Here is a 24,355-nt window from a genome sequence, read left to right as displayed (position 1 = left end):
TGCAGCCGAAATTTTGAACTATCATGGCTTTACAAGTAGGTATTGTAGGTTTGCCCAACGTAGGAAAATCAACCCTGTTCAACGCTGTAAGTATCAGCGCCAAAGCACAGGCAAGTAATTACCGTTTCTGTACTATCGATCCTAACGTGGGATTGGTAGATGTGCCTGACGAGCGCATGAAAAAACTGGCCGAGCTGGTAAATCCCAACCGTATTGTGCCCACACAGCTGGAAATAGTAGATATTGCCGGCCTGGTAAAAGGCGCCAGTAAAGGGGAAGGCTTAGGCAACAAATTCTTAGGTAACATACGCGAGGTGGATGCCATTATACATGTAATACGTTGTTTTGAAGATGAGAACGTACTGCGTGAAGAAGGTGCCATTAACCCCGTTAGCGATAAAGAGATCATTGACACCGAGCTGCAGCTGAAAGACCTGGAAAGCGTGGAAAAGAAAATGCAGAAGGTAGAGAAGCAAGCCCGTGTAGGCTCTGATGCCAAAGCAAAAGCGGAGTTTGAGGTATTAACCCGCTGTAAAGAACATCTGGAAAAAGGTAAAAGTATTCGCGGCCTGGGCTTAAGCAAAGAAGAAAAACTGGCTATTGAAGACCTGTGTTTATTAACAGAAAAACCGGTTTTATATGTAGCTAACGTTGACGAAGCTTCTATGCACACCGGCAACAAATACTCCGAAGCGCTTATTGCCAATGTAAAAGACGAGGGCGCAGAAGTAATTATTATGAACAACTCTATAGAGGCGCAGATTGCAGAACTGGAAACAGAAGATGACAAGGCGATGTTTATGGATGAGTATAAAATGACAGAGCCTGCCCTGCACCGCTTAATACGCAGCGCTTACAAACTGTTAAACCTGGATACTTACTTCACTGCCGGCGTTCAGGAAGTGCGTGCCTGGACCATTCACAAAGGATGGAAAGCACCACAGGCCGCAAGTGTAATTCACACCGATTTTGAAAAAGGCTTTATCAAGGCGGAAGTAATTGCCTATAACGACTTTGTTAAGTATGGCAGTGAATCAGCTTGTCGCGATAATGGTAAATTAAGAATTGAAGGTAAAGAGTACATTGTACAGGATGGTGATGTAATGCACTTCCGCTTTAACGTATAATGCTATACAAGCATATTGTATAAGCCCGGATAGCTACTGCATCCGGGCTTTTTTATTGTATGAACGGCTGGCAGGGATGAATTGCCGGAACGTGCCATTCAACACATAGAAGGTCGCTAATACCTGCAACCACAGGTGGTGCTGATACGCCACCTGTGATTAACATACAAACACGGTTTCAATAGTATCTAACTGGTTTACCCAAATCATTACCCCACAATCAAAATCGTACAGGTTGTCAATTTTGTCATCTTCATCCATGTACATGGTTTCTACTATATACTCTCCTTCCAACCATTTCCTTTCTAAAAAACGATGAATGTTCATGCCTATCACATCTTCCTTTTCCATGTAACAATACCTGCCACACTGCACACCTTCAATCAGGCGCGTGGTGGTGTTAACGTTCACCTTTATCTCTGAGTGGAAGAAAACATAAATTTCACAATCTTCATCATCGTCTTCCTCAACACATTCACAATCATACGTTTCCAGGTAACTGTCAATGCTTTCGCCTAAATAAAACGGCGCTATTCCCTGGTTCACTTTCAATTGGTATTCCATTGCCTGTTCTTTCTTTACTAAAATGCGTCTGAACTTGTTTATCTATCTGTTTTTGCGCCTGCAAAGGTGCAATTATTCTTTTTCTGGTTTACGGGTTATTTTTGCCAGATATTACATGTTACAGGTAACACACCATACACACCTTATTAAGGAATGGGCACAGCAGCTGGGGTTTAGTTACTGTGGCATTGCCCGTGCACGTATGCTGGACGAAGATGCCCGCCGGCTGGAAAGCTGGCTAAACAAGGGCATGCACGGCAGTATGCATTACATGGAAAAGAATTTTGAGCTGCGGGTAGATCCAACCCGGCTGGTACCCGGTGCCAAATCGGTTATTACCCTGCTCATGAACTATTACCCGCCCGAACAGCAGGTTACAGATGCGCCACGTATTGCCAAATATGCCTACGGCGAAGATTATCACGAAGTAATACGCCCCAAACTAAACGACCTGCTGGCACGCATACGACTGAATATTGGCGCCGTGGAAGGCCGTGGTTTTGTGGATAGCGCTCCTGTGCTGGAACGCAGCTGGGCACAACTGACCGGGGCAGGGTGGATTGGCAAGAACGGCAACCTCATTTCCAAACAAAACGGTTCGTTCTTTTTTATAGCCACGCTTATTATCGACCTGGAATTGGAATATGACGATCCTTTTGCCAAAGACTTTTGCGGCACCTGCACCAAATGTATCGACGCCTGCCCTACTGATGCTATTTTACCCAATAAGCAGGTTGATGGCAGTAAGTGCATCAGCTATTTTACCATTGAGCTGAAAGACATGCTGATACCCGATGAAATGCAGGGACGGTTTGACGACTGGATGTTTGGTTGTGACACCTGCCAGGATGTGTGCCCCTGGAACCGCTTTAGTAAAGCAGGCTCAGAGCCCGCATTTGCACCTATACCGGAGGTGTTGAACCTGAAAACACAGGACTGGGAAGCCCTTACGGAAGAAAGCTTTCGCACCATCTTTAAAAACTCCCCTTTAAAGCGCAGTAAGTTTAAAGGCATACAGCGCAACCTGCAGTTTTTGCAATACAATGGTACACCACTCCCCACTAAGGAAGAACAGTAATGAACCCGCCTGCTTTATAGGCTTATTGCTTTACATGCCACACCACCTGTACACCTGCCTGTAATACTTTTTTATCGGTTACATTACCTTTAAATGCACCCTGTAAGCCGTATTGCACAAACGGGCTGACGATGAGTTGTTGCTGCGCTATTTTACCGGCAGATATATCCAGTGATAAATATCCCGCAGGCACATACCTCCGTATAGTATTAGAATAACTGTTATCTCCTTCTTTTGCAGATATAGCCAGATTATGAATCACACCACCGGAAATACCCCACCCGTTCGTTGCCTGGTATTGCAATAAGGTAGGAACACCAGCATAATACATGGTATAACGGAGATGGTAATCCTGTTTGCCTACCGACATCCCCACAGGACGCTGGTAGTCGTACAACAAATTCACCTGGTACGACAGGTATTGCAATTGTAAACCGGTTTGCAGCTTCCATTTGCGCCATAGTTCTCTTTCCACAGCAAACCCTACTTTAAAAGATGGGCCAACTTTAGTGGAACTGGTATACAGTTCAGCACTTGTTAAACCACTAGCGCCACCACCACCCGTGCCTACGCTGGAATTAAAAGTATTTCTATTAGTTTCGTCAGGGGAAGGAACCAGATAAGAATAATAAGAACTTTGTTTCACACCGCCGGTTAGTGTACCTCCGCCTATAGCTATTAATGGATACACATTCCACTGTTTTTTAGGTGAAGCCACTTGCGGTGGAGCCACAATACCTGTTACCGGTGTAAACGGATCGGGGTAGTTTGCAGGGGTGTTTTTTTCTTCTCCTGCACGGTTATTTGCTGTTATTTCCACGCTATCTCCCACTGTATACAACACCGTTTCACTTTTACCTGTTACAGCCGGGCTTTGCTGCCCGCTACCTGCTAAAACCGGTGTAAAGGAGTTAGCATCAGATGGCTGTACAAAATCTTCACAGATGATTCTCAATGCTTTAGCGTCCTTCTTTCCGGCCCAATGCCTTGGCTGTTGGTGTACTTTATCGGATATTACTTTCTCACTACTGCCTGTTTTTGCTGTTTTACCAGAAATGACACCCGCTGCGCCTCCAGCTAACACCGTGTTGCCTGGTTGGGCTGATGCAGGTTCTTTTGTGTTGGAAATAATGGTTGCAGAAGCCTTGTTTGCTTCGGTAGTGGTTTCGCTACCACCCGCCTGTTGTGGCAGCTGTGTGCCTGCAACATTTTCCGGCGCTGGCTGCTGCGTTACTGCAACAGCAGGCTGGGCCGGCCGCTTAGTTCCTGTTTGTTGCCAAAACCTTCCTCCCCAGAAAAGCAACAATAGTACTACCCCGGCCAGCCACCACCATACTGCTACCCTGCGTTTTTTCTCCGGGTGCAATTCCCGTTGAATATTTTCCCATACTGCAGCATCCGGCTCAAATTCAAGCCCGCTCATTAGTTGCTGCATATTCTTCTCTAATGAACTATCATCCTGCATGGTTCAGTTTTTTAACCCCTGGTTTGGTTAACCAGTCAATCAGTAATTTACGGGCACGCATGTATTGTGTACGGGAAGTGCTTTCCGTAATACCCATCATTTGTGCTATTTCCACATGTGGGTATCCTTCTACAGCGTGCAGGTTGAATATTGTTTGATAACCGGCCGGTAATTGCCGGATTAACATAGCTACATCTTTGGCGTTCAGCTGAATAATCGGATCATCGTCCGAAACCGGGTGCAAATGCTCTTCGGGCAACAACATATCATACTGGTACCGCTTTTTACGTTTCAGGTAGTTGAGCGCGGCATTTACCATAATCCTCCGTATCCAGGCCCCCAGCTCGCCTTCCATTTTAAACTGCGCCAGGTTTTTAAACACGTTAATAAACCCTTCCTGCAACACATCCTGCGCATCCTCCATCGATTTGGTATACCGGTAACACACACCCAGCATTACCGAAGCATACTGCTGGTAAAGCTGATGCTGCGCGTTAGCATTTCCTGCCAAACAGGATTTTATTAACTGCCGGTCGTCTGTCATATCACTTATACCTCCTGACAACGGCTTTTTTCAAACCGTTGCACTTCGCACATAATTTTTTTACAAGAGCCAGCCGCTTACATTTGCCGCATGAACCTGGTAGAAAAAGACAAAAAGTACATCTGGCATCCTTTTACCCCTCAAAAGAATATGGCTGCCCCTGTGGCCATTGTAAAAGGCAAAGAAACGCTTTTGTATGACGAGAACGGCCACGCTTACATTGACGCCATCAGCAGCTGGTGGGTAACCCTTCACGGACATGCCCATCCCTATATTGCCGAAAAGCTTTACCAGCAGGCGCTTACGCTGGAACAGGTGATTTTTGCCGGTTTTACGCACGAGCCCGCCGTTACCCTGGCTGAAAAACTACTGCCCCTGCTGCCCGGCAGCTTTGCGCGTATTTTTTACAGCGATAATGGCTCTACCTCTACCGAAGTAGCCCTGAAAATGAGTCTGCAATACTGGTGGAACCAGCAACAGCCCCAACGTAAAAAAATACTGGCGTTCAGGAATTCCTATCATGGAGATACGTTTGGCGCTATGAGTGTGAGCGACCGGGGCGTGTTTACCATGGCCTTTCACGATTTGCTGTTTGAAGTTATTTTTATAGATACCCCTACTTCCAACAACCTGCCGGCAACATTAGCCATCCTGCAACAGCAGCACCCACACATAGCCGCCTTTATTTACGAGCCATTGGTGCAAGGCGCAGGTGGCATGCAGTTTTACGAAGCCAGCGCCATGAATCAACTGCTGCAAGCCGTGCAGCAATATGGCATTATCTGCATTGCCGATGAGGTGATGACGGGGTTTGGACGCACCGGGAAACTGTTTGCCAGCGAATATCTTACTTACCAGCCCGATATTATTTGCCTGAGCAAAGGCTTAACAGGCGGCACCATGGCGTTAGGCGTTACCGCCTGCGTACAACGCATTTACGATGCTTTTGTACAGGACGATAAACTCAAAACCTTTTTCCACGGCCACTCCTTTACCGCCAATCCGCTTGCCTGCACTACTGCTGTAGCCAGCCTGGAATTGCTGGAGAAAGAAAACAGTATGGCCAAAGTGGAATGGATCAGTAACCGCAACAAACTATTTGCTTCTACCCTGCTGGCTTTTGCTCAGGTAAAAAATATACGCACACTGGGCACTATACTGGCCTTTGAAGTAGATAAGGGCAAAGATGAATACCTCAACAACATCAGCCATACCATTACACAGCAATGTATGCAGGCCGGTGTGTATCTGCGTCCATTGGGCAATACGGTATATATTATGCCGCCCTACTGCATTACATCAGCACAGCTGGACAAGGTATATACCACTTTATTAGAGGTGATTAATGCAGTAACCGAATAAGGTTACTGCTGCTCTACTACCTTTTTTAAGTTGGAAAGGCTCATTTCCATTACCGGGCCTAATATCTTTTCGTTCATAAAAGAACCCAGCCTTTGCCAGGGATACCAGCCTATTTTTTGGGTGAACGACCAGTGCATGGTAGTCATAGAGCGGGTTTCATTGGTATACACTTCCATTACCGCATCCTGGTTAAAGCCATTGCTGCCTTCCCATAAGGTAAGCACTTTGTCTTTTTGCACGCTGGTAATGGTAATGATATTCTTATTTACAGTGGCTTTAGCGCCTACCCCGGTAGTAGCCGTAGTGGTAACAGCAAATCCATTGCTTTTTACGCCTTCAATCCATTCAGGCCAACGCTTCAAATCACTCAGGTAGCCCATTACACTATCAGGCGATTGCTGAATGTCAATAGCTTTAGAAACGGTTACAGTAGAAGGCAGTAACAGGCCAATTAAGGTAGCTATGATAAATAACACTACTACACTAATTAACCCCAGCTTAATAATTTTCATACTATTCGATTATTCCCATTTAAAAACTTTTACCGCAGCGGCATAGGCAATTACACCCCATATCAACATTACGCCAATGTTTTGCCAGCAGCTGATAAGGTTGGCCCCTTCAAAGGCAATATTGCGCATGGCTTCATTAAAATGTGTAAGCGGTAATATGCGGCAAAGTGGCTGTAGCCACGCCGGAAAAGCATCAATTGAAAAGAAGGTGCCTGCCAGTAAAAACTGGGGCAGGGTAAATATATTCGCCATCATAGGAATGGTGCTTTCTGTTTTGGCCAGGCCACTTACTATAAAACCGTAACCCATAAACACAATCAGCGCCAGAAAGCTCAGGAACATAATTTCCAGAAAGGTTTCAAAACCTTTTACCAAGGTAAAGTGAAAGGCAAACGTACCTATTACCACAATTACCACGGCAGTGATCATCTGGAATATCACACGGCTCAATGCTTCGCCCAGGATAATATACGGACGGGTGATAGGTGTAGCGAAAAAGCGCTTTAACACCAGTTGCTGGCGTAAGCTAAAAAACAGGAATGCCACCCCAAACACCGATGCACTCATTAACGAAAAGCCCAGCTGACCAGGCAATATAAAGTCGATAGTGCGGTAAATGCGGCCCGGTACCTTTTGTACATCAGGGCTTATATCTGCCACAGTAGGCACGTTAGGATAAGTACCTTTATTAAGCTTGTTGATGATACCTGCCAGAAAAATGTTTTGAAAAGTAGCCAGGGTTTGCGGGTTTACCGCCTCGGAACTTTTCAGTTGTATGTTGTAGTCAGCGCCTTTGTTCCCATTCAAAAAAGCCATGCTATCTGCAGCGGAAGCCAGCTTCCCATTCTTCTGAATATTCAGCACCGCCACAATACGGCCTTTTTCCAGGTCTTCCTGCAACTCTTTACCGCTTTTGGTAACGGTTTTAATGCCCGGCGTGTTTTGTATAATATGATATACCGCGTTGTTAGTATCGCAGGCCGGGTCGAACGCTATTTTAAACGAAACACCGCTTCCGCCACCCATAAAACCAAACACCAGTATAAACACCATCGGGAAACCTATACTGAACATTACCGTGGAAGGACTGCGCATAATAGACTGCAAACCGGCCCTGGTAATGGCAAACATTGCCTTCAACTGATTGTATTTATTGCCCGACATACTAGCTTTTATTCTAAAAATGAGAGCGCAAAGCTAGGGATTAATTTGATGTATAGTCAAAAGGCAAACGGGCCTGTGGTATATTATCCCACGATTTAATGGCTTTGATGTGCTGCATCAGTTTATAACCATCTTCGCCAATCTCTTCCGAAATCATTTTGGTTTTGATGGTCTTTTCGGCTGAGCCACTCGTCAACTGCTCCCAAAACGATTTACGCTCGGGATATTCTTTAATGTAGTACTCTTTTACTTTTGCCATTCTGGCCGCACAGGCAATTGCATCCTGCAGGTTGCCTATTTTATCTACCAGGCCTATAGATACTGCACGCTGGCCGGTCCATACCCTACCCTGTGCAATGCTATCAATATATGCCACGGGCTTTTTACGGCCTTCAGCTACGCGGGAAATAAAGGTTTGATAAACGGTATCCACATCGCTTTGTAACAGGGAACGCTCCTGTTCTGTAAGCGGGCGCATGCCAAATTGCATATCGGCAGAAGGAGTGGTTTTTACGCCATCGAAGGTGGTGCCCAGTTTATTTTTAAAGAAAGAAGATACGTTGAAGGTAAGGCTGAACACACCGATAGAACCGGTGATGGTAGAGGCATCGGCAAAAATAGAATCGCCGTTGCAGGAGATATAATAACCACCGGAAGCCGCCAGATCGCCCATACTAACTACAGTAGGCTTTACTTTACGTGCCAGCGACACCTCACGCCAGATAACCTCACTGGCCAGTGCATCCCCTCCCGGAGAATTTACACGCAGTACAATAGCCTTGACGTTTTTATCTAAACGTGCCTTGCGAATCAGGTTTTTGAACTTATCACTACCAATCTGTTCGTCACTGCCTTTACCGCTTACAATATCGCCCGAAGCGTAAATAACCGCTATTTTCTCCCCATCGGTATTGGAAAAATCCACAGCTTTATAATATTTGCCAATGCTAACAAAGTTTACTTTCTCTACTTCTTTAGCACCCATTCTTTCAAACAGCTCTGCCTTCACCTCATCATCATACTTTAATCCATCTACCAAATGATGCGCCAGTGCATCGTTGGCCGATTGTACCGCATTATCAGCAGCCAGTTTATGTAAAGTGGCAGTGTCTATGCCACGGGATTCTGCAACATTCAGTAACAGGCGGCTGTATAAATCGTTTACCCAAACAGTGGTTTGCAAACGGTTGGCATCGCTCATTTGTGTATAACGAAAAGGCTCTGTAGCACTTTTAAACTTGCCGGCATAAAATACTTCCGGCTGCAATTCCAGCTTATCCAATGCGCCTTTAAAAAAGGCCAGGCTGTTGGCATATCCTCTCCATTCTACCCCACCCTTAGGGTTACAATATATTTTATCAGCTATCGAAGCAACGCCGTAAGCCCCCTGGCTAATGGCATCGCCATAGGCGATAATGAACTTTCTGCTGGATTTAAACTCTTTCAGCGCCCTGCGCAACTCTTCACTGGCAGCAAAGCTGTTGCTGTTGTGTACCGCACGTATAAATATGCCTTTTATAGAAGAATCGCCCTTTGCATAGTCAATCATCTGCACCACATCACTCAGTCCGGGTAATACACTAGGCTCATCACTCACAATAGAGTTAACGGTATTATCCTTCGACTGATCGGCATAATCTACCGACAAATCGAGATATAGAACGGCGTTTTTGCCTACCACCGGTTTCTCTTCACTGGATGCACGGCCAATAAGCACGATGCCCACAAAAAGAAATACCAACGCAAATACTACCAGTGCTACAAACACTGCTAAAAATGTTTTAAAAAATCCTTTCATAGTTAAAATCTCCTGTGCAATAGTGTAAAAATAAAGATATTTGGCCCCCATCATCCTGTTATTTATGAATAGAGCATACCTGCTGATAGGCGGTAATTTAGGCGATCGTACGGCATACCTTTCCAGGGCAGTTTCTCAGATACAGGAAAAATGCGGTGTTGTAGTGCAGCAATCCTCCATTTATGAAACCGCTGCCTGGGGTGTGGAAGATCAACCTTCCTTCTATAACCAGGCCTTGTTACTACACACTTCTTTCGCCGCTCCTGTACTGATGCAACAGCTGCTGGACATTGAAACGAGCCTGGGCAGGGAAAGAACCATTAAAATGGGACCACGTACTATTGACATAGATGTATTGCTTTATAATGAAGAAGTGATACAAAGCGAATTAATAACAGTACCACACCCTCATTTACCACAACGCCGTTTTGCATTGTTGCCCCTGGCCGAAATAGCACCGCAATATGTGCATCCACAGCTACACGAAACCATCACCACTCTGTTGAAAAATTGCCCTGATACGCTGGATGTGCATAAAATTTCCGGAGCAAAACCTCCGCTGCCTTAATTTTGAGCGGACATTACCACATAATGAAGTATCACTTTATTACGATTGAAGGGAATATCGGCGCCGGAAAAACCACATTAGCGCACCTCTTATCCAAAAAGCTCAACGCCAGACTTATACTGGAAGAATTTGCGGATAACCCCTTTTTGCCCCGCTTTTACGAAAATCCCAAACAATACGCTTTTCCGCTGGAGCTGTTTTTTATGGCAGAACGTTTTAAGCAGCTGAAAGACATGCTGCATACTAACGACCTGTTTCAAACAGTAACCATTTCGGATTACCTGTTTACCAAATGCCTGTTATTTGCCAAGGTAAACCTGCCCGAAGAAGAATTCAGGCTGTATCAGAAACTGTTTGATATTATTCACCAGCAATTGATTTTTCCGGATATACTCATTTACCTGCACTCTCCCGTTACCCGACTGCAAGCCAATATTAAAAAGCGCAACCGCGGATACGAGCAGCATATTCCCGATGAATACCTGTTTAACATCCAGGAAACTTATACAAACTACATTAAACAACATAAGATCAAAACCATCATTGTAGACGCTTCTAATGCCGACTTCCTGGACAACGAACAACATGTACAGGTGATATTGGACGCGCTGGAAAGAGACTATGATGAAGGACAGCACTTTATTTCGCTGCCCTAGAATTAAAGCAGATGTGATATGGCAAGTGACTCGACAAAACAAGACCCGACAGCAAAGACAATCGACAGATTCGCAGCAATTAAGATTACCGAATTCAGAAACCTGCTGGCCAGCCGCTTTCTGTTTACCATGAGCATGAGAATGCTGGCCACCATGCTGGGCTGGTGGGTGTACAACCTTACCAACGATCCCCTCGCAATCGGGATGATAGGCTTATCAGAAATTATCCCCGCTATTTCCCTGGCACTATACGCCGGACACGTTATTGACATCAGCGAAAAACGGAAACTATTGTTACGCGGCATTGGCTTATACATTGTAGCTGTGCTGATATTGTTAACCCTATCCAGCCGCTTTACCGCCAGCAACCTCAGCAATCACTGGATAGCTATTTGCATTTACATTACCATATTCGGCACCGGCATAGTACGTGCCTTTACCGGCCCGGTGTACAACGTAATGCTGGCCAGTATAGTACCGCGGGAAGACCTGCCCAATGCCACCACCTGGAACCAGGCAACTTATATGAGCGGCAGCATCAGCGGTCACGCAGCCGGCGGCTTTTTAATAGCGCTGCTGGGCAACACCGGCACGCTTGCCACCATAGCCTGTATGCTGGTAGTATCTATCAGCTGCGCCTTTCGCTTACATGTAAAACCACCTATTGCCAATAAAGGAGAAAAAAGAACCTGGGACAGCGTGAAAGAAGGTTTAAGCTTTGTGTTTAAAACCAAAGAGCTGTTAGGCGCTGTATCGCTGGATATGTTTGCCGTGTTATTTGGTGGCGCAGTAGCCATGGTGCCGGTGTATGCACGCGATATATTAAAAGTAGGACCCGAAGGTTTTGGCATGTTGAATGCTGCATCGGATATAGGCGCTATCTGCTGCGTGTTATTACTTACTCTCTTCCCTATGCGTAAGAAACAAGGCTATAAACTGTTATTCGCCGTAGCCGGCTTTGGTATATGTATTATCATATTTGGCATTTCCCGCTTATACTGGATTTCATTTGCAGTATTGATGTTAAGCGGTATGCTGGACGGCATCAGTGTAGTAATACGCGGCACTATCACCCAGTTAAAAACACCGGACAACATGCGCGGCAGGGTCATGAGCGTAAACTCTATGTTCATTAACTCCAGTAACGAATTAGGGCAGTTTGAAAGTGGCTTAACCGCCCGTTTAATGGGTGCGCCTGCTTCTGTGGTGTTTGGAGGTTGTATGACCTTGCTGGTAGTGGCGGTGACCTGGTTTAAAGCACCGGCTTTGAAGAAGATGGAATATTAGATTTTCACCAGAGATACTACAAAAAAGGCACTTCGCTATACACGAGGTGCCTTTTTTGTAGAAAATATGTTATTTTAATAAATCTTATATATAGCTCTCTCTAATTTGAACTACTCCATTTTTACCATGAACCACCAATTGCGAATGGTCTGTTTGGGCCATCATTCGACCAATAGAGATAGCCTCAGCCCTGGAATCCGTTATTGCGGTAAACTTAGCTGATTGAGCTGATTTTATCACCCAGCCATTACCCAAAGGAAGCACATAATGAATATTGTTAGCCGAGTTTTTCGGCTTAGAAACAACTTTGCTACGCATAACACTAGCAGCTGCCCCCTTTATTTTTGGAGAGGCATTACCTGTTTTACAGGCAACTGATTTTTTATCGAAAGGTTGTCTCATCTTCGATAATCAAGATACTTGTTTTGTCATTTCCCAATACAAATCCTAATAGATAAAGTATTCTGCAATATGAATTATGTAATATAGCTTAACTAAAGAACAATTATTGGGTAAAAAAAGAATCCATACTACTTCCCCAACCAACGAGGAAATAGTAAAATTCCTTCCTGTTACTTCCTCACTTAATGAGGAAGTAGTAAAAATGTCCCATCTAACTTCCCCGCCTAACGGGGAAGCTGTAAAACTCATCCAAGCTACTTCCCCGTCTAATGAGGAAGTAGAAAAACTGCTCCCTACCACTTCCTCACGCGGTGGGGAAACTGTAATTCTCTTCCCTACTACTTCCCCATTTAATGAGGAAGTGGAAAAACTGCTCCTAACTACTTCCCCACCCGATGAGGAAGTCGTAAAACTCCTCCATGCTACTTCCTTCTTTCATGAGGAAGCCGTAAAATTCTTCTCTGTAGTAGTTTTACTTACCCAGATGACCCTTCCGGCAAATAAAAAGGTCTTACCAATAGGTTTGTAAACACGCTCACTCATCAAAACCAACGTATCACTCAGCCAGGTTACCAATGGGGGTGCTTATTCCTACTCATGCTTCTATATATTTAATAATACTACTAATCATTATACAGATATAATACCTCATCAGTAAACAGGCTTACAGCAACTGTAGCATAGTTTCGCCCAAACATTCAACCCAGTCCGTTAGTACCAGAAACAAGTAAATTTTAATTGCACACTTTTCAATGGTGTGTTATTTTCGTAAGCATTGATTCCTGTTTGCAGAAGAATACAATTTCGATGGTGACGAGTGTAGGTCTTATATCGAAAAAAATATTCATCCATGAAGCAAACACAACCAAAAGCAAATAATCCCCCGGTAAAAGATTGCTGCCGTGCGGGCATTAGTGTCTACCGTTTTAGCCCCCACAAAACGGCCTTTTACTGCTATTGCCACCAATTTTCCTTTTTGAACCATTTAATCTAACAAACAAATGATAGATTTACCTACTAAACAGGCATTGATGAACACCTCTTTAGCCCACTTACCGGCCTATAAACAGGAACAGTTACAAAAGATTGCAAGTATTATTGTAGAAGCTGTACAACCAGAAATGATAATACTATTTGGCAGCCACGCCACAGGCCGCTGGGTAGAACATAAATATGTAGAAGACGGTATTGTATACGAATATATCAGCGATTACGACATACTGGTAATAACCAAAAGCGGCGAAAACCGTAAAGACTACGAAATACAAGACGTAATAGAAAACAGCTGCCGCTACCAAACACCTGTAACCACCATTGTACATGATATAGATTTTGTAAATAAGATGCTACGGGAAGGGCAATACTTTTTTACGGATATAGAACAGGAAGGTATTATGCTGTATAATAGCGGCCGTACTTCCCTTGCAGAACGAAAGCCGCTAAGCCCGGCAGAAGCGAAGGTGATTGCGCAGGATTATTATGATCAATGGTATTTGAGTGGTCAGAGGTTTTTGAAGGGTGCACGTTTTTATTGGCAGGATGGAGATTTGAAAGAAGGCGTGTTTAACTTACATCAAGCTGCTGAACGCACCTATAATGCTGTGGTATTGGTGTTTACTGGTTATAAGCCTAAAACGCATAACCTTGATAAACTTAAACGCTATACTAAACGTTTTTCAGAAGAGTTGGCTGGTGTTTTTCCAGAAAATACGGCAGAAGAAGAACGCCTGTTTGATTTATTAAAACGCGCTTATATAGATGCGAGATATAAAAAAGATTATGTAATAACAGCAGAGCAGCTGAGCTTGCTTATTGAACGTATTCAGAAATTGCAGGACATTGCCGGGCCTTTATGTATAGAAATGATAGCTTCTATTGACTCCATTTAGCAATACATTACATAACCCATACTTTATAAAAAGAGCCATCTCATTCATTAATGAGGTGGCCTTTTTTACCCGATTTAGCCACCTCTCCTTCCAATGAGTCTGGATAGGCTTTACATAGCCTATTGCATGCCTTTAGCATATATGAACTACGGTGGAATCCTATACACGTGTCGCTATAAGGTCACTATAAGCACGCTATAAGGTCGCTGTAACATCGCTATAATTATTCAAACTAAATAGCAGTAAAAAGGTGGGAATCTATAGGAAAAAGAGCTTTCTAAGAACGATTTCGGCTATTTAACTCTTTTACCCTCCTATACTTAACTGAAGGTTTAAAACGGGGTTTTATAAAATCAAGGGTTTCCTGAATATCACGTTGAATTTCCTGTACTGTTCTTTACTTTACTCTGCCAATAACAACACCTACATCATCGAGCTTATGGTATTTTTTTTATCTGCATAAAGGAAATGTATATTGAAGCTACAGAAATATAAAAAAGACAGCCAAGTAAAAACCACGTTCTAATGATCTAAAAAGGGAAGATCTCCCGGCTATTACACAAATATAAAAGTTCTCCTGAATTACTCCTTATTCAGGAATAGATAAATTATTTCTTCATATAATTCAGGCAGTAAACCTGCTTATTAACCTACCCTCATTACATTCAATGGCAGATAACTTCTTGTTGAAGTACCCCTTATACAACAAAGGTGTCTCACCCACGAGACACCTTTGTATTTAACATTACTTATACATCCGCCAAACACCGCACTATCACTTACCCGCAGCGTCTATCGTTGAAATCCATTTATCCGTAATAACACCCGTATCCGGCTTATCCGAAGCCGTGATCACCAGCTTCCCTCCTGCCATTATCTCATCCTGTGTTAACCAGTTACGATGAATAGCTTTTCCGTTCCATTCTATAGCCTGGATGTATTTGTTACCAGCGGCAAAGTTTTTTACCTGCACAGCAAAAGCCTTATTACCGGGCAAACCTAGTGTTACAGTGGGAAACAATGGTACACTCAGGTAATACACCGGCCAGCCTACACAGGCAGGAGAAAGACCACTGGCAGCCAGTACATACCAGGCCGACATAGCACCCGCATCATCATCCATGGTTCTGATATAGGTGTTGGGGACGTTTTTATAAATCCTATCTACAAAAGGATCTATGCCACGGCTGTTATCATTAAAGTAATACTGTACCACGGTATCTGCGGCATACTTATGAATATAGTACTGCGATTTCCACGGCTGTGCAGAAGCGTTGTACATATAGGGGGCCTGTATATCCGGTTCGTTGGCGTGGTTGTAATAATCGTTTTCAAAAAAACGATCCAGCTGGGCTATATAGGCATCTTCGCCACCCATCAGGCTTTGCAGGCCTTTTACGTCAAAAGGTACAAACCAACGGTATTGCCATATAGTGCCCTGGTACATGCCACGTGCCTGCATGCGGTCTACATCATTACGCGTAAGATCCTTAAACTCGCGGGTCCAGTAATCACGGTATTGTAAAGCCTTTTGTTTATACTTTTCGCTCAGTTCCGTTTTATGTTGTAAGGCCAGTATTTGTGATAAGGCCCAGGTATCGTAGCTCGATTCCAAAGCTTTATCGGGATGGGAATAATCCAGCGAATCCACTTCCCTTATCAGGGAATCGATAATACCCTCCCATGCCACCGGGTAGCCTTTGCGGCAGGCATCCAGCAATACCACCACGGCATGCTCGGTACGTACGGTGTTGGAAGGCTCGTGATCGGTGGCATAGTCTTGCTTACCGTATTGGTATAATCCGGCAATAGAATTGATCATACCGCGGTATTTTTCAGGATAAGTGAGCGACAGCAAAGGCAGCTGCGTGCGGTAGTTATCCCAGATAGCCCAGCCGTTGTACATGGTATCGGTAGAACGTTGCAGACTGCCATCGTTGCCGCGGTAGGTGCCATCTGGTTCGGATATATTGTAAGGCGATTGCACCGTGCGGTATAGCAAAGAGTAAAACAGTGCTTCCTTCTCATTATCACCTGTAACCTGTATGCGGCCTAATACTTTGTTCCATTCTTTAACACTGGCTTGTTGGCATTGTGCAAAGCTTTCGCTGGTAATAGCCGCTTTGGCATAGTCCGTATTGACCGATGAAAAACCAACCGATATATTCAGCTCTGTTACTTCGGGGGAAACCATAGCGGTTAATGTGTGATTATCCCCTTCTTTCCAGGTTAATGACTTATCGGCTACCAGGTAGTAATATACACGATATATGCCTGCATTGCAGGTGGTGCCTGTTTCTATCCACCCCTGTAAGGCATTGCCTTCTATAGTATGTGTTTCGGCCACAAAACGGTTGGCCAGGTGGTGCGCCAGGTTAAAAACCAAGCCCTTATCTCCCGCCGGAAAACGGTAATGGTGCCTGCCTTGCTTTTGCTGAACCGTAAACTCGGCTTGTACCTTGTTGGCAAAGGCCACGCTGTAATAGCCGGGGCTGGCCTGCTCTTTTGCTTTTACTAGTTTATCATCTGCCGGTTGCTTGCCCAAAAAGGGTTTTACCAGCAGGTTGCCACCACTGCCCATGCAGCCTACCCCTTCCATGCGGTTGTGGGTAAAACCAAGGAACTGCACCGCGTTATGCTCGTATCCGGTGTGGGTGTTGGGATAGGTTTGCGGGCCTATGCTCATCATGCTAAAGGGATAAGATGCAGCAGGAGATAGTTGTCCGTGATCGCCCGAAGAGCCTAAAAAAACGTTTACCAGGCTGGCAGGGGCTGCGCTCACCGGCTTTGCTGTTTTGCTTTGCGCCAGCAGGCCAGATGGTAACAGCGCCAGTAAATACCAATACTTTTTCATAGAATGGTGGTATAAGAGATAAGGGGAATTTGCTTTTGATAACGAAAGTAAGGCTTATAGTCTAAGCCCATTGTTACCTTAATGAGACAGTTCACCCTTATCAAAAGGGTGAATACGGACCACATAAACCGCAGGAAGGTAGCGTTGACCTATTTGCCCCATGGTGCTAAAAAAAGCGCCCCGGAAAAGCAAATAACTTTACGGGGCGCTTCCATAGCCAGGAGACCATTTATTTATCAGTAAGAAGGTTATTCTCCTCCTTTTACATATAACTTCTGAATTTTTCTTCTGTCACCCACAATCCAGATAACATCATCCCATTCAAACACAGAATCTGAAGTAGGGTTGAGTAAACGTTTGCCATTGCGTTCGATACCCACCACAAGACCATTGGTTTTTTCGCGGATGCCCGACCCGCGGATGCTTTGTCCTTTCAGCTTGGTATGCTCATCTACCAGCAGTTTCTGCAACACAATGTTTTCCCTGTTATCGCCTTCGGCATAGGTAATTTCATTGGCATGATCTTCCAGTAACGGACGTAATTGAATCAACTGCTCATCCGTACCAATCACCCCTATTCTATCGTAAGGGAAAAGCTTTTCGTCCCTGCTGGGTGCATATATCATTTTACCGCCACGTTCAATATAAGCCAGGTTTACCCCAAAGCGTTCGCGCCAGGCCAGGTTTAACAGGCTTACACCCACGTAACCTGCATACGGACTGATTTCAAAGCTGGCCAAATGCGCATCCCATGGCGACAGGGAGGTTCTGCTGTTGTCTTCTTCAATTTCGCGCGATTCACGGGCATTGAGGTTGCGCAGGAAGCGCTTTTCAATACGGCCATAGTATAGCTGCATTTTTTTGGAGAAGATGTACAATACAATGATCATTACCGGGATAGCAACCAATATGGCGATGATACCAGAGAAGATAGTATCTACCAGAAAGCCTACCATAAATACCGCCAGCAGGTTACGGATAATTTCAATAATCACCAGCGGGCCACGGTTATACTTTTTATCCAGCCACAGGTTGGTATACGCCATGGTTTCCGGCTTTTTGGCCATCATTGCCCAGGTAAAGGGCGCACTGGCAGCAAACGTAATCAGCAGTATAATAATATCAGCTGTAAGGCTGTAATTGAATTTTTCGCGTACCCACGGTGTAAGGAAGGTAGAAAACAATAGTATGATAGCTACTGATATTACCATGTTGGTAAGAATGATACCCACATAAGAACGTATCACAATTTTCCAATCGCTTTCGGCCTGGATGTCCTGTGTACCGGAAGAATATTTATTCAACGCATCAATAAACTTCCTGGGCAGCTTGCGATCGAGGAAATGATAAAACGGTTCGGAAGCACGTATGAGGTAGGGCGTGGTAAAAGTAGTAATGGCAGAAACAGCCACCGCTATAGGATACAGGAAATCGCTGGTTACCTTTAGTGTTAAACCCAGTGTAGCAATGATAAAGGAGAATTCGCCTATTTGCGCAAGGCTCATACCCGCTTGTATACTCTGCTTTAAAGGCTGACCAGATAACACCGCACCTACCGTGCTTGAAAAGAACTTACCAAATATGGTTAACAGGGTAATTAAAATAACCGGGCCACCATGTTGTATAATAGCTTTGGGATCAATTAATATACCCACGGAAACAAAGAACACCGCTGCAAACAGATCTTTCACCGGCTTAACCAGGTGTGTAATCTTTTCGGCCTTGGTAGTTTCGGCCAGTATAGAGCCCATTACAAACGCACCCAGCGCAGGCGAAAAGCCCACCTTGGTTGCCAGCACCACCATACCCAGGCAAAGGCCCAGTGATAATATCAGCAGGGTTTCTTCGCTCAATAACTTGCGGGCTCTTTTCAGGAAGGTGGGAATAAGGAATATACCTGCAATAAACCATAGCGACAGGAAGAACACCAGTTTCAGCACCGAAAATAACATTTCGTTACCGGCAAACTGACGACTAACGGCCATAGTACTTAATAACACCAGCAGTAAAATAGCCACCAGGTCTTCTACTATCAGCACACCAAAAACCAGCCCGGCAAAATTCTGGCTTTTTACACCCAGCTCTTCAAATGCCCGTATGATAATAGTGGTAGAGGAAATAGATAAAATGCCCCCGAGAAAAATACTGTCCATTTGCGACCAGCCCAGTATGCGGCCGGCAGCATAGCCAATGCCCAGCATACCCAACACTTCTACTACAGCAGTAATAGAACTGGCCCCTCCTACGCGCACCAGCTTTTTAAAACTAAACTCCAAACCCAAACTAAACAACAGGAAAATAACCCCTATTTCGGCAAGAACATTGATGTTCTCTGTATCAATTACCGTAGGAACAATGGCAATGTGTGGCCCCACCAGCAGGCCCGCGATAATATACCCCAACACCAACGGCTGTTTTAGTCTCCGGAACAACAACGTTGTTACGGCGCCTGCCATCAGTATCAAAGCCAGATCTTCTATCAATTTTGGCAAATGCGTCATAAGCTACTCTTCTTTTAAACATACACCATGCTTTATAATAACAACCGGGGTATAGTTAGACTATTCAAACAAATATAGTTATTTTGGCTGAACAAGTTTCTCCAGCACGTAATGTACTGCCGGGCAAAACGTTGCATTTTTCAGCGTGATCTGCTGCCTTTTCAGCAACACATCTTCATCGGTATAAGGAAAGCGGGCGCAGTCGGAAGGACGCACTTCATAAATACTGCAAAAGTTATCGTCCCCTAAAAAGGCACAGGGCGATTTTTTCACCACATAATCTCCATCACTATCCAGGTTCAGGTATTTATCAATAAAGTCGCTTTCGCGCATGCGTAAATGCTTGCTTATTCTTTTGATATCAGGCGTTTTAAACCGGGGCGAGTAGTTTTTACAACAAGCTGCGCAGGTTAGGCAATCTACATGTTCAAAAGCTTCTTCATGTAAAGCGGGCAATTGTTTTAACACTTTGTTTTTATCGGCACGCTGCAACCACTGCTTATACAGCTTGGCATGATCGGCCGATTTTTTTTGCCAGTTATCCATGTTTACATCACTCATACACTATGCAGATTACACCTGATTGCGGCAAAAATATCGTTTTCGACCCGATATATGAACGCCGCACAACAAAACAAGGCACCATTTACCACAACTGTACGCATATTTTTTTATTATAATGCTAACTTTGCTCCCAAATCAGTAGTTACCATCGTTTAATCACACATATGCAGCCAACACAGCCACTAAACTTAGGGATGTTCAGCAACGAAAAGCAATTGGTGGATGCCATTTTCTTACACGCTTCGGTGGGTATACTTATTACCAACGACCGTGGAGAAATTGTGCTGGCCAACCCGTTTACGCAAGCCCTGTTTGGCTATGATGATGGTGAGCTGAATGGCCGGAAGATTGAAATACTGATTCCCTCCCGCTATCATCATAAACACGTACACCACCGTGAAGCTTTCAGCAACCATATGCAAAACCGCCCTATGGGGCTGGGTATGGACCTGTACGGTGTGCGTAAAGATGGCTCGGAGTTTCCGGTAGAAGTGAGTCTTTGCCATTACCGGAACGACGACAATAACCTGGTCATAGCCTTTATCAACAACATTACCATTCGTAAAAAAGCAGAGGAAGAGATACGCAGGCTGAATGATGAGCTGGAAGATAAAGTGGAACAGCGCACGTTTGAGTTGAAAGAGACCATGACCAAGCTGGAAGAATCAACAGAAGAACTGGCCAAGTCGCTGAACAAAGAAAAAGAACTGAACGAATTAAAGTCGCGTTTTGTATCGCTGGCTTCGCACGAGTTTCGTACCCCACTCAGCACCATCCTTTCTTCTACTATCCTGCTGCAAAAGTATACTACCACCGAAGAGCAGTCGAAACGCCAGAAACATACCGAGCGTATTGTAAGCTCGGTGAATGGCCTTACAGAGATATTGAACGACTTTTTATCGGTAGGCAAAATTGAAGAAGGTAAAATAGCGGTAAAGCCTACCACCTTTACCATCACCCGCCTGATCAATGGCATTATAGAAGAGTTAAAAACCATACAAAAGCCCGGGCAGCAAATTACCTATGCACACGAAGGTGCTGAAACGCTGGTAATGGACCCTACACTTTTGAAACATATAGTGGTAAACCTGCTGAGTAACGCTATTAAGTTTTCGCCGGAAAATGCTACTATTGCCATCAACAGCACGTTAACCGACAAGCAGTTTATATTATCGGTGCAGGATCAGGGCATTGGTATTTCCAAAGAAGACCAGGCCCATTTGTTCGAACGCTTTTTTCGCGCATCCAACGCCAGCAATATAGATGGTACCGGCCTGGGGCTACATATTGTGGCCAAGTATGCCGAATTGATGAATGGTGTTATCAGTTGCAACAGTATTGTTGACCACGGTACTACCTTTACCCTTGTTTTTACATTCTAAAGTTTACAGTGTTTCATATGAAGAAGATTTTATTGATAGAAGACAACCAGAACATACGCGAGAATACAGCTGAAATTCTGGAACTGGCCAACTACAAGGTGTTTACTGCCGAGAATGGTAAAATAGGTGTGGAAGTTGCTTTAGAAGAAAAGCCTGATTTAATTATCTGCGATATTATGATGCCGGTGCTGGATGGCTATGGCGTGTTGCATCTTTTACATAAAAACCCCGCCATTCAAAACACCCCGTTTATCTTTCTATCTGCCAAGGCAGAGCGGGCCGATATACGCCGGGGTATGGAGCTGGGCGCCGATGATTATTTAACCAAGCCTTTTATGGAAACAGAGCTGCTTACTGCCATTGAAAGCAGGCTGAAGAAAGTAGAAGCTATGAAGCAGGAGTTTACGCCCGACCTTCCGGGGCTGGATAAGCTAATGCGCATTTCTACCGGCAACGATTCGCTGGAATCCTTTACCGCCGATAGAAACGTAAACACCTATAAGAAAAAACAAATTATTTATTCAGAAGGCAACCGCCCTGCCCGCCTGTTTTATATTAAAAAGGGTAAGGTTATTACCTATAAGTGTAATGAAGATGGTAAAGAACTGGTGGTGGGCTTATACAACGAGGGTGAGTTTCTGGGCCATATAGCCCTGCTGGAAGGCACTGTGTATAAAGAGATGGCCAAAGCGATTGAAGATACCGAACTGGCTATTATACCGAAGGAAGATTTTGAAGACCTGATGAATAATAACCAGAACATAGCCCGTAAGTTTATTACCATGCTGGCTAAAAACATTACCGAGCAGGAAGAACGCTTGTTAAAGCTGGCCTATAATTCGTTACGCAAAAAAGTGGCAGACGCTTTAATTACCCTGCATAAAAAATACAATACCACTATAGATATAGGCCGTGAAAACCTGGCCAGTATTGCCGGAACCGCCACGGAGTCGATGATAAGAACCCTGGGCGATTTTAAAAATGAAAAGCTGATAGATATTAAAGACGGTAATATTATTATACTGAATGAAAAGAAACTGGAAAGCCTGCTGAATTAAAGCAGCTGGTTAAACTGCCCTTTCAGGTTTTTGAAGGTGCTTTCCAGTAACGATAGTTCTTTACGCAATCTTCTTTGCCGCTGAACAATAGCCCGCATCATATCTTTATTGTGATGCAGGCTTTGTGCAAGCAGTTTATCAAATTCAGTAATATCCTGACGCATCAGGTTAATAATATCATCCTTTTGCATAAAACGGTTCTGGTATTCCTCCGCTGTTTCTAAAAAGGGCACAGTAGCATGACTGGCATTAACCACCTCGGCAAGCCTGTTTTTCAATACAGCATTTTCCAGTAATAAAAGCTCCAGCTTTTTCTTCCACCTGTCACTCTCCTGTTGCAGCTGGTCAACATCAATAGATAACAAAGACCCCATACCTGTTTGGTTTAATAGTATTGTATTAACGCTATCTGTTTGTAGCCTGTTAATACGCCATCCTCCACAAATTCAACATCACCGCCGCTTTCCAGCACCTGTTCTATCACATCATCTACCGCATCTTTAATATAAAATGGCGCGGCTGTGGTGTTTTCCGGTCTGCGAAAAAAGGTAGTGCCTGTTTCTGATGCCGCCTCTGTATGTCTGTATTTCTTTTCTACTACCAGCAATTGTCCTCTTTTGTGGGTAGCTTCTTTCCAAACCTCTTCAATGCCCACAGCCAGCTTTTTAGCGCCCATGGCAGCATCTATCCGGTTTAACAAATCACGTTCTTTTACTTTTTTCCAATTGGCTACATTAGGTGCAATTGCTTCCTGTATAGCCACATCGGTTGCGTTTTCATAGTTATGATGCACATAGCTGATAATACGCTCTTTGTAATGCGTTTTTTTGGTAAAATGCCCGATGGTGCGGTCTGTGCCCACCACAAACAAAGGCAGATTATATACCTTTAATATCACACCCAATCGCTTATCCACATACTGTAAAAACTTCTCCAGCATTTTTTCCCTGCCGCTTTCGTTGTCTTCCAGGTGCGTTACTAGTTCGGGGCGGTTGTTTTCATGCGCCATCATGTGTGCAGGCGTATGGTGCGCAATGCGCACAAACTGCGAAGCGCTGCCTAAGAAAATGCGGCTGCTCTCGCTGTTCAACAACAACACCAGGAATTTGGTGGTTTCCTTTTTACTGGCTACCAGGTCGCGGATTTCAAAGTTCTCGTCAATTACCACCTTTTCCTGTACAGGAATATCGAGGTAATATACTTTGTCAAAAACCGGCGATACAAAAACGGCAATGCTTTGCTTAAAAGTGGAGTAATCCAGTTGCTTTAACACTTCCCGTAACCGGTTGGTTAAGGCAGTGCTATACTTTTCGGGATACTCGGCAAGCAATTCGTGTTCAACTTTAGTGAATACTGCCTGAATTTTTTGCTCCAATTCTTCCCTGATGGCCATTTTAGGCTCAAAGGGCATTATTATACTTACTCCCGGTACCTCACTTACTCCTTCCAACCCGTCTTTTTCTTCATAGATCATATCAGGCATCATAAAGCTATTTTAAAGTTCAAAAGTATTCTGCTGCCATCACCTGAACACTGACCATCGTCATCCCCGTTTTTGATTCTGCTCATAAGATGAGCTT

22 protein-coding genes are annotated in these 24,355 nt (G+C 44.3%); 10 read left to right on the top strand and 12 right to left on the bottom strand.

Annotation, left to right across the window (positions count from 1 at the left end; translation table 11 throughout):
- The first annotated feature begins 23 nt into the window (after positions 1–23).
- Positions 24–1,127, top strand: coding sequence for a redox-regulated ATPase YchF (gene ychF / locus FLA_RS08920; protein ID WP_076381082.1), 1,104 nt, complete (start codon positions 24–26; stop codon positions 1,125–1,127).
- Between the two features lie 159 nt (positions 1,128–1,286).
- On the opposite strand, the gene FLA_RS08915 is transcribed toward ychF, so the two are convergent.
- Positions 1,287–1,691 carry a hypothetical protein gene (locus FLA_RS08915; RefSeq protein ID WP_076381083.1) on the bottom strand — a complete coding sequence of 135 codons (405 nt, stop codon included), beginning with the start codon at positions 1,689–1,691 and terminating at the stop codon, positions 1,287–1,289.
- Between the two features lie 115 nt (positions 1,692–1,806).
- On the opposite strand from FLA_RS08915, the gene queG reads away from it, so the two are divergent.
- Complete coding sequence (queG, locus tag FLA_RS08910) at positions 1,807–2,769, top strand: tRNA epoxyqueuosine(34) reductase QueG (RefSeq protein WP_076381315.1); 963 nt, start codon at positions 1,807–1,809, stop codon at positions 2,767–2,769.
- Between the two features lie 22 nt (positions 2,770–2,791).
- Here the strand turns inward: queG and FLA_RS08905 are convergent, their stop codons facing one another.
- Positions 2,792–4,234, bottom strand: a complete 1,443-nt coding sequence (locus tag FLA_RS08905; protein WP_076381084.1) for a porin family protein — start codon at positions 4,232–4,234, stop codon at positions 2,792–2,794.
- Positions 4,224–4,745 carry an RNA polymerase sigma factor gene (locus FLA_RS08900; protein WP_231940410.1) on the bottom strand — a complete coding sequence of 174 codons (522 nt, stop codon included), beginning with the start codon at positions 4,743–4,745 and terminating at the stop codon, positions 4,224–4,226. Before FLA_RS08900 ends, FLA_RS08905 begins: the two co-directional genes overlap by 11 nt.
- 123 nt (positions 4,746–4,868) lie before the next feature.
- On the opposite strand from FLA_RS08900, the gene bioA reads away from it, so the two are divergent.
- The gene (gene bioA / locus FLA_RS08895) at positions 4,869–6,140 is read left to right on the top strand and encodes an adenosylmethionine--8-amino-7-oxononanoate transaminase (RefSeq protein ID WP_076381086.1); all 1,272 of its coding nucleotides are present in this window, start codon (positions 4,869–4,871) and stop codon (positions 6,138–6,140) included.
- A 2-nt stretch (positions 6,141–6,142) separates the two neighbouring features.
- On the opposite strand, the gene FLA_RS08890 is transcribed toward bioA, so the two are convergent.
- Genes FLA_RS08890 through sppA form a run of 3 tightly spaced genes read right to left on the bottom strand, consistent with a single transcriptional unit; the run spans position 6,143 to position 9,614 of the window.
- Positions 6,143–6,652, bottom strand: a complete 510-nt coding sequence (locus FLA_RS08890; protein WP_076381087.1) for an SRPBCC family protein — start codon at positions 6,650–6,652, stop codon at positions 6,143–6,145.
- 9 nt (positions 6,653–6,661) lie between these two features.
- On the bottom strand, positions 6,662–7,816 hold the full coding sequence (locus FLA_RS08885) for an ABC transporter permease (protein ID WP_076381088.1): 1,155 nt from the start codon (positions 7,814–7,816) through the stop codon (positions 6,662–6,664).
- 40 nt (positions 7,817–7,856) lie between these two features.
- A complete protein-coding gene (gene sppA / locus FLA_RS08880) occupies positions 7,857–9,614 on the bottom strand; it encodes a signal peptide peptidase SppA (RefSeq protein ID WP_076381316.1) in 1,758 nt (585 codons plus the stop codon).
- Positions 9,615–9,678: 64 nt separating this feature from the next.
- Here sppA and folK point away from each other — a divergent pair, with 64 nt between their 5' ends.
- From folK to FLA_RS08865, 3 genes are read left to right on the top strand one after another with little or no spacing between them, the layout of a single operon-like run.
- Positions 9,679–10,182 carry a 2-amino-4-hydroxy-6-hydroxymethyldihydropteridine diphosphokinase gene (folK, locus tag FLA_RS08875; protein WP_076381089.1) on the top strand — a complete coding sequence of 168 codons (504 nt, stop codon included), beginning with the start codon at positions 9,679–9,681 and terminating at the stop codon, positions 10,180–10,182.
- 23 nt (positions 10,183–10,205) lie between these two features.
- Positions 10,206–10,838 carry a deoxynucleoside kinase gene (locus FLA_RS08870; RefSeq protein WP_076381090.1) on the top strand — a complete coding sequence of 211 codons (633 nt, stop codon included), beginning with the start codon at positions 10,206–10,208 and terminating at the stop codon, positions 10,836–10,838.
- An 18-nt stretch (positions 10,839–10,856) separates the two neighbouring features.
- Complete coding sequence (locus FLA_RS08865; protein WP_076381091.1) at positions 10,857–12,125, top strand: MFS transporter; 1,269 nt, start codon at positions 10,857–10,859, stop codon at positions 12,123–12,125.
- A gap of 84 nt (positions 12,126–12,209) precedes the next feature.
- On the opposite strand, the gene FLA_RS08860 is transcribed toward FLA_RS08865, so the two are convergent.
- Positions 12,210–12,527, bottom strand: a complete 318-nt coding sequence (locus tag FLA_RS08860) for a DUF2188 domain-containing protein (RefSeq protein ID WP_084206406.1) — start codon at positions 12,525–12,527, stop codon at positions 12,210–12,212.
- A 106-nt stretch (positions 12,528–12,633) separates the two neighbouring features.
- On the opposite strand from FLA_RS08860, the gene FLA_RS08855 reads away from it, so the two are divergent.
- Entirely contained in the window at positions 12,634–13,056 is a 423-nt protein-coding gene (locus tag FLA_RS08855; RefSeq protein ID WP_076381092.1) for a hypothetical protein, read from the top strand.
- Between the two features lie 472 nt (positions 13,057–13,528).
- Positions 13,529–14,416 (top strand): HEPN domain-containing protein, encoded by an 888-nt coding sequence (locus tag FLA_RS08850; RefSeq protein WP_084206407.1) that lies wholly within the window; start codon positions 13,529–13,531, stop codon positions 14,414–14,416.
- Positions 14,417–15,191: 775 nt separating this feature from the next.
- Here FLA_RS08850 and FLA_RS08845 read toward each other — a convergent pair.
- The 3 genes from FLA_RS08845 to FLA_RS08835 form a co-directional block, all read right to left on the bottom strand.
- A complete protein-coding gene (locus tag FLA_RS08845; RefSeq protein ID WP_076381093.1) occupies positions 15,192–17,270 on the bottom strand; it encodes a glycoside hydrolase domain-containing protein in 2,079 nt (692 codons plus the stop codon).
- A 248-nt stretch (positions 17,271–17,518) separates the two neighbouring features.
- A complete protein-coding gene (locus tag FLA_RS08840) occupies positions 17,519–19,771 on the bottom strand; it encodes a cation:proton antiporter domain-containing protein (protein ID WP_076381094.1) in 2,253 nt (750 codons plus the stop codon).
- A gap of 78 nt (positions 19,772–19,849) precedes the next feature.
- Positions 19,850–20,332: a YkgJ family cysteine cluster protein gene (locus tag FLA_RS08835; RefSeq protein WP_076381095.1), complete on the bottom strand. Its 483-nt coding sequence runs from the start codon at positions 20,330–20,332 to the stop codon at positions 19,850–19,852.
- Between the two features lie 167 nt (positions 20,333–20,499).
- Here FLA_RS08835 and FLA_RS08830 point away from each other — a divergent pair, with 167 nt between their 5' ends.
- A complete protein-coding gene (locus FLA_RS08830) occupies positions 20,500–21,717 on the top strand; it encodes a PAS domain-containing sensor histidine kinase (RefSeq protein ID WP_231940409.1) in 1,218 nt (405 codons plus the stop codon).
- A 17-nt stretch (positions 21,718–21,734) separates the two neighbouring features.
- Entirely contained in the window at positions 21,735–22,775 is a 1,041-nt protein-coding gene (locus tag FLA_RS08825; protein WP_076381096.1) for a response regulator, read from the top strand.
- Here the strand turns inward: FLA_RS08825 and FLA_RS08820 are convergent.
- Positions 22,772–23,149, bottom strand: a complete 378-nt coding sequence (locus tag FLA_RS08820) for a hypothetical protein (RefSeq protein WP_076381097.1) — start codon at positions 23,147–23,149, stop codon at positions 22,772–22,774. The genes FLA_RS08825 and FLA_RS08820 overlap by 4 nt on opposite strands.
- An 11-nt stretch (positions 23,150–23,160) precedes the next feature.
- Entirely contained in the window at positions 23,161–24,261 is a 1,101-nt protein-coding gene (locus FLA_RS08815; RefSeq protein WP_076381098.1) for a baeRF3 domain-containing protein, read from the bottom strand.
- Positions 24,262–24,355 lie beyond the last annotated feature (94 nt).

Origin of the sequence: Filimonas lacunae, assembly GCF_002355595.1 — a bacterium.
Taxonomy (GTDB): Bacteria; Bacteroidota; Bacteroidia; order Chitinophagales; family Chitinophagaceae; genus Filimonas; species Filimonas lacunae.
This window is presented reverse-complemented; position numbering and strand designations above follow the sequence as displayed.

What these genes read in the sequence shown, in the direction of transcription:
- FLA_RS08870 (WP_076381090.1), top strand. Translation starts at nt 10,206, where the DNA reads ATGAAGTATCACTTTATTACGATTGAAGGGAATATCGGCGCCGGAAAA.
- FLA_RS08915 (WP_076381083.1), bottom strand. Translation starts at nt 1,691, where the DNA reads ATGGAATACCAATTGAAAGTGAACCAGGGAATAGCGCCGTTTTATTTA.
- FLA_RS08840 (WP_076381094.1), bottom strand. Translation starts at nt 19,771, where the DNA reads ATGACGCATTTGCCAAAATTGATAGAAGATCTGGCTTTGATACTGATG.
- FLA_RS08830 (WP_231940409.1), top strand. Translation starts at nt 20,500, where the DNA reads ATGCAGCCAACACAGCCACTAAACTTAGGGATGTTCAGCAACGAAAAG.
- FLA_RS08845 (WP_076381093.1), bottom strand. Translation starts at nt 17,270, where the DNA reads ATGAAAAAGTATTGGTATTTACTGGCGCTGTTACCATCTGGCCTGCTG.
- FLA_RS08820 (WP_076381097.1), bottom strand. Translation starts at nt 23,149, where the DNA reads ATGGGGTCTTTGTTATCTATTGATGTTGACCAGCTGCAACAGGAGAGT.
- sppA (WP_076381316.1), bottom strand. Translation starts at nt 9,614, where the DNA reads ATGAAAGGATTTTTTAAAACATTTTTAGCAGTGTTTGTAGCACTGGTA.
- FLA_RS08890 (WP_076381087.1), bottom strand. Translation starts at nt 6,652, where the DNA reads ATGAAAATTATTAAGCTGGGGTTAATTAGTGTAGTAGTGTTATTTATC.
- FLA_RS08885 (WP_076381088.1), bottom strand. Translation starts at nt 7,816, where the DNA reads ATGTCGGGCAATAAATACAATCAGTTGAAGGCAATGTTTGCCATTACC.
- bioA (WP_076381086.1), top strand. Translation starts at nt 4,869, where the DNA reads ATGAACCTGGTAGAAAAAGACAAAAAGTACATCTGGCATCCTTTTACC.
- FLA_RS08860 (WP_084206406.1), bottom strand. Translation starts at nt 12,527, where the DNA reads ATGAGACAACCTTTCGATAAAAAATCAGTTGCCTGTAAAACAGGTAAT.
- FLA_RS08815 (WP_076381098.1), bottom strand. Translation starts at nt 24,261, where the DNA reads ATGATGCCTGATATGATCTATGAAGAAAAAGACGGGTTGGAAGGAGTA.
- queG (WP_076381315.1), top strand. Translation starts at nt 1,807, where the DNA reads ATGTTACAGGTAACACACCATACACACCTTATTAAGGAATGGGCACAG.
- FLA_RS08850 (WP_084206407.1), top strand. Translation starts at nt 13,529, where the DNA reads ATGATAGATTTACCTACTAAACAGGCATTGATGAACACCTCTTTAGCC.
- FLA_RS08835 (WP_076381095.1), bottom strand. Translation starts at nt 20,332, where the DNA reads ATGAGTGATGTAAACATGGATAACTGGCAAAAAAAATCGGCCGATCAT.
- FLA_RS08865 (WP_076381091.1), top strand. Translation starts at nt 10,857, where the DNA reads ATGGCAAGTGACTCGACAAAACAAGACCCGACAGCAAAGACAATCGAC.
- FLA_RS08825 (WP_076381096.1), top strand. Translation starts at nt 21,735, where the DNA reads ATGAAGAAGATTTTATTGATAGAAGACAACCAGAACATACGCGAGAAT.
- FLA_RS08905 (WP_076381084.1), bottom strand. Translation starts at nt 4,234, where the DNA reads ATGCAGGATGATAGTTCATTAGAGAAGAATATGCAGCAACTAATGAGC.
- ychF (WP_076381082.1), top strand. Translation starts at nt 24, where the DNA reads ATGGCTTTACAAGTAGGTATTGTAGGTTTGCCCAACGTAGGAAAATCA.
- folK (WP_076381089.1), top strand. Translation starts at nt 9,679, where the DNA reads ATGAATAGAGCATACCTGCTGATAGGCGGTAATTTAGGCGATCGTACG.